This is a genomic window from Aeromonas sp. R7-4, from assembly GCF_040908055.1.
Lineage (GTDB): Bacteria > Pseudomonadota > Gammaproteobacteria > Enterobacterales > Aeromonadaceae > Aeromonas > Aeromonas sanarellii.
On record NZ_JBFODA010000053.1, the window covers coordinates 1 to 4126 of the forward strand.

Genomic DNA, 4126 nt, shown 5'->3' on the forward strand with positions numbered 1-4126 from the left:
AACCGGGCAAACAGACGCATGGAGGCGATTTCGTACAGAGCATCTTCCATCGCGCCATCGCTCAGGTTGTACCAATGCTGCATGCAGTGAATGCGTAACATGGTTTCCAGCGGATAAGGTCGCCGGCCATTACCAGCCTTGGGGTAAAACGGCTCGATGACTTCCACCATGTTTTGCCATGGCAGAATCTGCTCCATGCGGGACAAGAAAATCTCTTTTCTGGTCTGACGGCGCTTACTGCTGAATTCACTGTCGGCGAAGGTAAGTTGATGACTCATGATGAACCCTGTTCCATGGCTCCAGATGACAAACATGATCTCATATCAGGGACTTGTTCGCACCTTCCCTAGTTCAGCAGGTCTTATCCCCGCGCGCATAAACAACAATATGGCCGCCAACATAGCGCTGTCATTACGCGCCTTAAAATACTGAATCAGTGCAACGAGATCATCATTATCGACCTTTTTAACTCTTTTTTGTTTTGCCTTAACCGGTATATCTGGCCTACTCAGGGCTTGAATTCGCTCGGCCGCGTCGGGAAAATTCAACAATTGTTGATGATATACCAGTGCACAGCGCAGTTTTCGCCAATAGCCAGGACTGCATTCTGAAGCGCGAGCCAACAATTCATCCGCAATGTTTTTTGCTGTGATATTGAGGCCCTTTTTCTTTAGGATTTCATAATGATTTTTTGCCAGTCTTTCATATTCCTTTTCCGTTGCCTGTGTAGCCATTCGGTCATCTCCCAGAGCGCTTGAATAACGCCTTCTTTAGATAGTGGGCAGGATTTCCCCACCCACGACGTGGATCCCTTTATTAAAGGTACGATTTAGTTTTAAATTAATTCTGAATGCGTGATGTAGACAGTGATTTACTGCGCCACAGAAATTCGCTGCATTAAAACACTCATCAATCTCTGCATGACAGCAGGAGTTGCCAGTAATGCGTCGACATCGAATTCGCTTTCTGTGTTTTTATCTTCAGTTTTTTGATTACAGCTCGGCACAGTAACTTGAGCCTGCTGACCAGCCATACAGGCATTAAATACCGTGTCAGCCCTACCCCTATAATCAGGGGCGTCCTCCATCAACCACTTGCCATAATGGCGTACCACCATTTCCGTACCGGTGTGCCCCATCTGACGGGCTATCCACTCGATGCTGATCCCCGCCGAGAGCAGTTGGCTTGCATAGGTGTGCCGAAATTGAGATGGCCCCCGATAACGCACCCCAGCAGCCTGACAGAACGGCCTGAAAAACCGCTCACGGAACTCATCAACCGAGGCATAACTGCGCCTTTTGGCGCTGTAGTAAGCCAGCAGGGTGCGTTGTTCACTCATCTGAGTGCGATTGTCCGACCTCGTGACCGTAATCTTCTTAGCCTTACGATGCTCCGCTAGCCTCATCAAGGTTTTGAGAGATCCAACAGCCTGTTCTGACAGCTCTATCGTGCGAATAGATCCCCTGGTTTTGGGCGTTTTGTACTGCCCATCAACCAACGCAAGGTCAACCAATAAGGTCTTCTTGTCGAGATTGACCGCCTCCGCACTGACCGCCATTAACTCACTGATGCGCAGACCCGTAGAGATACCGAGTTGGATGAGTGACACCTCCAGCAAATGGGTGCTTTTCAGGGCAAGAAATGCCTTAATTTCGTATTGATAAAATGGATCGGGTTCGTCCACCTCAAATTTGCATTTTTTAATGCCATCCATTGGACTGGTATGAATAACACCATCGCTGACAGCTCGGGCAAAGACTTGTCTCAATATATCCAAATATTGGTTAATGGTATTTCCTTTATATTTTTTGTTGCAAAATTTCACTACGAGCAGTTCAATGTCACTCGCACGATATGACGTCAGCGGTTTATCACCAATCCATTTTATCAACTGTTCTGCTTTACGCTTCGAAATGTCATAGGTTGTCTGCGCATACTGGTATTTTTTGATTTCCAGGTGCTGACGAATGGCTGACGCCAGTGAATGCTCATCAACAATGACTGAACGCACAGTGTTGTGTTTAGTTTTTTGTTTTTGAACGGTCCTTTTATTGGTTTGTTTGTTCATAATTACCCTCATTACAGTTATAAATACTCCTTCAATTACAAAAACAGCAATAGCAAAACGTGATGCTCACGCATCGATACCGAGAGGGTAATAGTGCACCTAAAAACAGCGATATAAATTACTCTGTGACGCTATAAACAGATAAGTTTCACCTCAAAATCCTGTTAATTTGTCAAATGCCAAGTATACATTAGCGATAGCTGATGTCATTTAATCGATATAATCAAATGTTCCCGTCAGATTTTTACTCAACATTGCATCAAGCAAATACCATGTGTTATTCACTTCACCCGAATTTGGGTAATAACAACCCGTTCAGCGTATCGAAGATAGCTGTGATATTGGCGGCATTTTTTAAATCTGAAGGGGTGATAACCCTTGTTTGAACGAGATAAACGTGTCGGTGTGTTCTACGCCATATTCATTTCGTTTCGATCCTTCGTGTTTACTGTCGTTGTTATGTCCTTGTTAGCAGCTTTATCAGCATACTACAACGATTGAGGACCACTCGTCAATGAAAATAACGCACAAAGAAAAAGAAATGTCAATATATTTTTATTAGGTTTTTTAAATATTTTACAATGCGCTTAAAATCATTATAAATCATGAAGATAGGGCCATACCCGCCCCATTAAACCGCCGAGAAATGCTCTCATATTGGTTTTTTCATGGGGGGGAGACAGCCCTGTTACCCAAAAAATATGCGTCATCTTTACGGTGATTTTCCCCCTGACAGCAGGTGGTGGGGTATCAGGTCGGTAGGAAGGGATTGGATTTTCTCATTCAGCAGCCTAATGTTCACACGTTTGCCATAGCGGCCAAACGTCAGGCCATTTTTACTGTGTCCCGCAAGTTCGGCCACAATATGCTCAGCAACGTCCGCCTGTTGCAGCTCATCGATAAACGTGTGTCTCATCCCGTAAATGGTGGGGCGGCCCTGACCTACGATGCCAGCCTCATTGAGGTGGCGTTGGAAGCGACAGGTGATGTTATGCGCCCAGTCGTCGTCTTTGCCTGATGGTTGGTCATCGAACAAAAATACCTTCCCTTGACTGCGACGACTCTCCACATAATCCAGGAATTGATGTCCGATCAACGCACTGTGCAGTGGCACGGTACGGTACGCATTGACGGTTTTGAGCTGTTGATCCGCCTCTCCCGCATCAACCATCAAACACCAAATCCCCTCAACCTGTTTGATGTTCTGAGTTTTGAGTTGACAGGCCTCAGAGGGACGCAGCCCTGCGTACAGGCACAAGAGCGGTACCCACCAGTCCTGGATTTTCAACTTTTTACCTTTCTGGGATTGTTTGCTGCGCAGGCTGGCAAACAGCTGAGCCAGTTGAGGGCGATACCAACGCACTCGTTCCTCATCCGCCCGTTTGTTCGGCTTTTTACCTGCCGTCAGCCCATCGAATGGGTTACGACTGCAATAGTCCAGTGCCACGCACCAACGGAAGAACTGTTTCAGGGCAGCCAAATAATCGGTCTTGGTTTTGAAACTGATGTCGGCCTTACGCAGCAAGCCGTTGCGATACTCCTGTGCTAGCGCGGGCGTCACCTCATCGACTTTGACCCCTTTGGCCCAGGTGACGAAGGCGTTGATCCGAAGTTGGAGCTGGCCCACCGACTTATGCTGGATCCCCTCACTGGTTTTAGTCTCGATGAATCTCGCCAGTGCGTGGGTGAGCGTGATCCCACTGCTGGGGCAAGCTGAGCCATCAACAGAAGGTTCACGAGGTGTGGAAGGTGTTTGAGGCGGCAGGATGAACCCCGCTGCCTTGAACGCGTCTAGATCGGCGCGGATCCAGCGATAGAAACTGCGGGGAGCCGTATCGGCAGGGGTAGCCGCGATCAGTGCGCGAGTGCGAGCTGCCACAGCCAGGTTTCGATCTACAGCGAGCTGCCTATCTTTGGTGCAAAGGGAAGTACGGATAGCGAAGGGCAAGCCACGGTCACGTAATGACTTAGGCAGCGGGAGACGAGTGTAGTAGGTGCCGGAGGCATTTTTACTCAGATACATGATTGTTCCACCCAGTTGATCCAGGAAAAAAATCA

4 protein-coding genes are annotated in these 4126 nt (G+C 47.7%); all 4 read right to left on the bottom strand.

The features are described from left to right. The coding region (locus AB5Y72_RS14120; RefSeq protein ID WP_176235144.1) for a transposase at positions 1-278 on the bottom strand (278 nt) is incomplete at its 3' end. A 45-nt stretch (positions 279-323) separates the two neighbouring features. Continuing rightward, on the bottom strand, positions 324-734 hold the full coding sequence (locus AB5Y72_RS14125) for a hypothetical protein (protein ID WP_325782927.1): 411 nt from the start codon (positions 732-734) through the stop codon (positions 324-326). 137 nt (positions 735-871) lie between these two features. Further along, a complete protein-coding gene (locus AB5Y72_RS14130) occupies positions 872-2068 on the bottom strand; it encodes a tyrosine-type recombinase/integrase (RefSeq protein WP_041994659.1) in 1197 nt (398 codons plus the stop codon). Between the two features lie 712 nt (positions 2069-2780). After that, positions 2781-4126 (bottom strand): tyrosine-type recombinase/integrase (locus AB5Y72_RS14135; protein WP_368199099.1); only part of this gene is annotated, 1346 nt, incomplete at its 5' end.

What these genes read in the sequence shown, in the direction of transcription:
- AB5Y72_RS14125 (WP_325782927.1), bottom strand. Translation starts at nt 734, where the DNA reads ATGGCTACACAGGCAACGGAAAAGGAATATGAAAGACTGGCAAAAAAT.
- AB5Y72_RS14130 (WP_041994659.1), bottom strand. Translation starts at nt 2,068, where the DNA reads ATGAACAAACAAACCAATAAAAGGACCGTTCAAAAACAAAAAACTAAA.